The 5257-nt window shown below is 74.9% G+C and carries 5 protein-coding genes and 1 pseudogene; 3 read left to right on the plus strand and 3 right to left on the minus strand.

Features of this window, described 5'->3' with window-relative positions; genetic code table 11:
* From ACWEVN_RS46280 to ACWEVN_RS46290, 3 genes and pseudogenes are all read left to right on the plus strand, one after another.
* A pseudogene (locus ACWEVN_RS46280) lies at positions 1 to 209 on the plus strand (WXG100 family type VII secretion target); the annotation flags it as partial.
* Positions 209 to 1477, plus strand: coding sequence for an alpha/beta hydrolase (locus ACWEVN_RS46285; protein ID WP_449682238.1), 1269 nt, complete (start codon positions 209 to 211; stop codon positions 1475 to 1477). The pseudogene ACWEVN_RS46280 and the gene ACWEVN_RS46285, both read left to right, overlap by 1 nt.
* Entirely contained in the window at positions 1474 to 1827 is a 354-nt protein-coding gene (locus ACWEVN_RS46290; protein ID WP_452055509.1) for a hypothetical protein, read from the plus strand. Before ACWEVN_RS46285 ends, ACWEVN_RS46290 begins: the two co-directional genes overlap by 4 nt.
* A gap of 167 nt (positions 1828 to 1994) precedes the next feature.
* On the opposite strand, the gene ACWEVN_RS46295 is transcribed toward ACWEVN_RS46290, so the two are convergent.
* From ACWEVN_RS46295 to ACWEVN_RS46305, 3 genes are all read right to left on the minus strand, one after another.
* Complete coding sequence (locus tag ACWEVN_RS46295; protein WP_452055512.1) at positions 1995 to 3131, minus strand: S8 family serine peptidase; 1137 nt, start codon at positions 3129 to 3131, stop codon at positions 1995 to 1997.
* 93 nt (positions 3132 to 3224) lie between these two features.
* Positions 3225 to 4118 carry a carboxylating nicotinate-nucleotide diphosphorylase gene (gene nadC / locus ACWEVN_RS46300; protein ID WP_452055510.1) on the minus strand — a complete coding sequence of 298 codons (894 nt, stop codon included), beginning with the start codon at positions 4116 to 4118 and terminating at the stop codon, positions 3225 to 3227.
* Positions 4115 to 5257 (minus strand): L-aspartate oxidase (locus ACWEVN_RS46305; protein ID WP_452055511.1); only part of this gene is annotated, 1143 nt, incomplete at its 5' end. The genes ACWEVN_RS46305 and nadC, both read right to left, overlap by 4 nt.

Below are 5257 nucleotides of genomic sequence, written 5' to 3' on the forward strand. Positions count from 1 at the left end.
GCGGCCTGGCGGGTGGCGCGGCCGGGGCCGCGGCGGCGTCGGCGGCCAAGGGCGCGATGCCGATGATGCCCATGATGCCGATGGGCATGGGCGGCGGCGGGGACATGGGCTCCGGGCGCCGGATCCCGGCGTGGCTGGTGGAGACGGAGAACGTCTGGGGCCAGTCCGCCCCGGTCGCGCCGCCGGTCATCGGCGAAGACAGCGTCTGATGACGGCGGCGGGCTACCGCGTCGCCCCGGCGCGCCTCGACACCGAGGCGGGCGAGTCCGGCTCGCGCGCGGACGCGTTGGGTACGGCGCAGCAGGCGGTGGCGGGCGAGAAGCTGCCCGCCGCCGCGTTCGGCCAGGTCAGCGAGTCGGCGTCCGCGGCCAAGACGTTCGAGAAGACCATGACCGAACTGGGCGCGAAGCTCGAATCGAGCGTGTCCCGGCTTCGGACGATCCAAAGTGGACTCACGGCGTGTGCCGCCGGCTACCGGCGCACCGACGCGCAGATCGCGGCGATGTACCGGGCGCTCATGCCCGAGGATCCGTTGCCTCGCGCGGGAAATCCCGCCGGCATCGGCGGCTCGGCGGACACCGGGACGTGGGCGCACGCGATCGCGGGCAACCGCGTCAAGGTCGCCGATGCGCTGACGGCCGAACGTGCGCGGCTGGCCACGTTGACCGACGACGGGGACATCGCGCGGTCGCAGGCGCGGGTCAACCTGTACGAAGACATCCTGGCGAACAACCGGCAGATCCTCCGGTTCGATCCCTCGGGCAACGGCCGGATCGCCGAGCTCGTCGGGCACATCGAGCCGGGGACGCGCAATGTCGGGCTGTTCGTGCCCGGCGTCAACACGCAGATGGCGAACTTCGACGCCTACGCCGGCCTCGGCCGCAGCCTGGTGGCCGCGGACCCGTCCGGGCGCACGGCGGTCGTCGTCTGGGCCGACGGGGTGTTCCCGCAGGGCCCGGTGGCGCAGGGGCCGGACGCGGCGTACGCCCAGGCGATGGCGCCGGACCTGAAGGGTTTCGCCGACGACCTGCGCGGCGAGATCGCGAGCCACGCGGGTTCCGGCGTCACGCTGACCGCGATCGGGCACAGCTACGGCGGGGCGACGGTCGGGCTGGCCGAGACGCACGGCCTCGACGTCGACCGCGTCCTGCACGTCGAGTCGGCGGGCATGGGCCACGGCGTGTGGTCGCCGGCCGACCTGCCGGCGAGCCAGGCGGGCGTCCAGCGGTTCTCGATGACGGCTCCGCTCGACCCGATCGTGGTGGCGCAGGGCAACGCGTGGGGCCTGGAGTGGACCGGCATCGGCCACGGCGCGGACCCCGACGTCTTCCCGGGCGTGACGGAGCTGCCGACCGGCAACGACGCGTCCGGTGCGGCACTCTGGGGCGTGTCCTCCCACAACGACGTGCTGAAGCCGGGTTCCGATTCGTGGACGAACATGTACCGCGTGCTCACCGCGGGCGGTGACGTCCGATGACGCCCGAACTGACCCGCCTGGCGGCCGAGCTGACCACGGTGATCGACGACGTCGCGGCGGCCTTCGGCGGCCCCGCGGACCCGACGCTCTCGGGCGAGCTCGACTGCGACCCCACCAGCCCGGGTCACCTGCTGTGCTGGCAGTACGGCGTCCGCGTGGACCACCCGGCCGCCCCGGAAACCACCCTCCCGGCACTCCTCCCGACGTTGCGCCGCAACGGCTGGCAATCCCACGACTGCAGCACCCCCCGAGAGCAGATCACCCGCTTCACCCGCGACGGCGCCGACTTCACCATCCACATCGCCGGCACGGTGACGATCATCGGCTCCACCCGCCCAGTCCCCGCCTGACGTGTCGTCCCCCAATCACGCGAGTTCCGCCTCCAATCACGCGAATTCCGCCTCCAATCACGCGAGCTCCGGCCGGGATCACCCCGGCCGACCGGCCAAGCCCGTGATCCGAGGGGCGACCCGCGTGACTGAGCACGTAAACCGCGTGATCAGAGACGTAACTCGAGCTACGGGGTGAAGCGGGTGGGGCGCCAGCCTCGGCGGCGGGCTCGGCGGACCGCCGCCACCGTCACGCCGGCGGCCGCGGCCAAGGCGACCCCGGCCAGGGCGATCGTGCCCGCCGGGACGTCGGAGCGGCGGGGGGCGGGGGCCGCGGCGGGGACCACCATCGGCGAGGAAGCGGACGGGAGCACCGAGCCCGGCGGTGGGACGTCGGCCGGCAGGGTCGAGGACACCGCCGCGTAGGCGTCCATGACTCCCCAGCCCAGCCGCGGGTCGTGGCCGCCGGACGGCGGCCGGTGGGCCGTCAGCGTCAGCCGGGTCACGACCTGGTCGCCCGACAGCGCCGGGTGGTAGGCCCGCACCAGGGCCGCGACCCCGGCGACGTACGCCGCCGCGAGGCCCGGGTCGGTCACCGGCCAGCGGTGTGCCACCGCGCCGCCCGCACCCGCCGACGTGCTCACCAGCTCCGCGCCCGGCGCCGCGACGCCGACGTAGTCCCCCGCTTCCGTCTGCACCGGCTCCCCCGCCGGGTTCACCGAGCCGACCGCCAGCACCCCCGACGTCGCCGTCGGGTACGTCCGCGCGCCCTGCTGGGTCGCCGAAGCCGCCGAGACGACCACCGCTCCTTCCGCCCGCGCCCGCGCGACCGCCCCCGACAACGCCGGGCTGTCGACCGCCGCGGGCACCGCGACCAGGATCACGCTCGCGCGCCGGTCCACGGCCCGGTCGATCGCGTCGGCCAGCTCGGCCGGGTCACCGCCGTCGCCGGTGGTGTAGCGGATCGGCAGCAGCCGCACGCCGGGGGCGACCCCCGCGAACGTCGTCGCCGGATCGGGCTGGGCGCCGACGATCCCGGCCGCGATCGTGCCGCGGCCGTCGCAGTCCGTGCGCTCGGTGCCGGGGCCGCCCTCGAGCTGGCCGGGCGCGAACTGCGTGTTCTGCCCGTCGACGCCGGTGCCGATCACGGCCACCAGCTGGCCGTCGCCGCGCGTCAGCGGCCACAGCCGCGCCGGGTCGACCAGGCGCTGGCCCCACGGGACGTCACCGGCGTAGGTGCCGGACGGGTTCGCACACCCCTGCGCCGAGGCGGCCGGCGCACCGAAGACACCCGACGCCGTCACAAGGCCCGCCACCGCAAGCACCGCCGGTAACCGCACCCGCACCCGCACCCCCGAACCGAAAGACGGTGGCGGAAAAGGGATTCCGCCACCGCCAGTCTAGCCCGGATGACCGCCTCAGCGAAGGTCCATGCCGAGATCCAGTGCCGGCGAGGAATGGGTCAGCCCACCCACCGACAGGTAGTCCACACCGGACAGTGCGTAGGCCTTACCACGGTCGAGGGTCAGTCCACCAGAGGATTCCAGCCGCGTCTTCGGCGAGACTTCGTCGCGGCGCACGACCGCCCGGCGGCACTCCTCCGGCGTGAAGTTGTCCAGCAGCACCTCGTCCGCCCCGGCGGTCAGCGCTTCCTCCAGCTGCGCGAGCGTGTCGACCTCGACCTCGCAGGCCAGTTCCGGTGCGTGCGCCCGGGCCGCGGCCAGCGCCGCCGTCACCGAGCCCGCGGCGACGACGTGGTTGTCCTTGATCAGCACCGCATCGCCGAGGCCCAGCCGGTGGTTGACCCCGCCGCCGCAGCGGACGGCGTACTTCTGCAGCAGCCGCAGCCCCGGCAACGTCTTGCGGGAGTCCCGGATCGCACACCCGGTACCGTCCACTTCGGACACCCAGGCGGCGGTCGCGGTGGCGACGCCGGAGAGGTGGCACAGCAGGTTCAGCGCCGTGCGCTCGGCGGTGAGCAGCCCGCGCACCGGGCCGGCCAGCACCAGCGCGGGCTCCCCGGCGACCAGCTTGTCACCGTCCTCACGCCGGGCCAGCACCTCGTACCCGTCGCCCAGGACGATGTCGAACACGGCGAGCGCGACCGGCAGCCCGGCGACGACGCCGTCGACGCGCGGGGTGAGCTCGGCGACCGCGGTCGCGTCGGCCGGCACCGTCGACGCCGTCGTCGCGTCCGGCCCGTACCGCAGGTCTTCGCCCAGCGCCGTGGAAACCACGCGCTCGACGTCGTCGACGTCGAGCCCCGCCACCGCGATCAGACGGCGGACGGGTTCGGAGATCGGGAACGTCATGCCACACCTTCCAGGGGGATCGGGTCGGCCAGCACGGGCTGGCCCGACGGGCTGAGCCGGATGAGCTGGCTGCGTCGCCGGCCGTCGTCGCGCGCCGGGAAGTCGGTGCGCACGTGACAGCCCCGCGACTCGGTGCGCCGGACGGCCGCGGCGAGCAACGCCTGCGCCACCACGGTCAGCGCCGCGTCCTCGACCGCCGCGTGCGTCCACAACGGAGTGTCCGAAAGCGACAGATCGAGCACCGAACCGGCAGCCGCCAAGCCGTCGGCGTCCCGGCCGATCGCCGCATACCGGCTCATCACGCGCTGCAGCGAATCGCGGTCCGCGGCCGGCGCGGTCGTCCACGAGGGCAGCCGCCCCCGCGAAGGATCGGCCAGCAGCCCGGCCGCGAGGTCCGCCGCGACGGCCTCGGCGACCCGCTGCCCGACGACCAGGCCTTCGAGCAAACTGTTGGACGCCAACCGGTTCGCACCGTGCAGCCCGGTCCGCGCGACCTCGCCCGCCGCGTAGAGCCCGGCCACCGACGAGCGTCCATCCACAGTGGTCACGACGCCGCCGCAGGAGAAGTGCGCCGCCGGGGTGACCGGGATCGGGTCCACGGCCGGGTCGAGGCCCAGCGCCGCGCACGCCGCGAACACGGTCGGGAACCGCTGCGCGAACCCCGCGACGCCGGTCGCGTCGAGGAAGACGTGGTCGTCGACGCCGCCGGGCGCGGTCCCCATCCGCCGGGTGATCGCCCCCGAGACGACGTCCCGCGGCGCGAGGTCGCCGAGCGGGTGCACGCCCCGCATCACCGGCAGCCCGGCGCCGTCGACCAGCGTCGCGCCCTCGCCGCGCACGGCCTCGGTGACCAGCGGGCAGCGGCCGCGCGCACCCGGGGTGTAGAGCACCGTCGGGTGGAACTGCACGAACTCGATGTCCGCCACGGTCGCGCCGGCCCGCAGCGCCAGGGCGAGCCCGTCGCCGGTGGCGATCTCCGGGTTCGACGTCGCCTGGTAGAGCTGCCCGAGCCCGCCGCTGGCCACGAGCACGGCCGAAGCACGGACGACGCCGGGCACGCCGTGGCGGTCGAGCACCGTGACGCCGGCGACCCGGCCGCCGGGGGTGCGCAGCGCGTCGACGGCGATGTGGTGCTCCAG

The sequence above is a fragment of the Amycolatopsis sp. NPDC003861 genome, from assembly GCF_053605405.1.

Bases quoted from the DNA above. Each gene is read 5' to 3' on its own strand.
- nadC (WP_452055510.1), bottom strand. From the start codon at position 4,118: ATGACGTTCCCGATCTCCGAACCCGTCCGCCGTCTGATCGCGGTGGCG.
- ACWEVN_RS46290 (WP_452055509.1), top strand. From the start codon at position 1,474: ATGACGCCCGAACTGACCCGCCTGGCGGCCGAGCTGACCACGGTGATC.
- ACWEVN_RS46285 (WP_449682238.1), top strand. From the start codon at position 209: ATGACGGCGGCGGGCTACCGCGTCGCCCCGGCGCGCCTCGACACCGAG.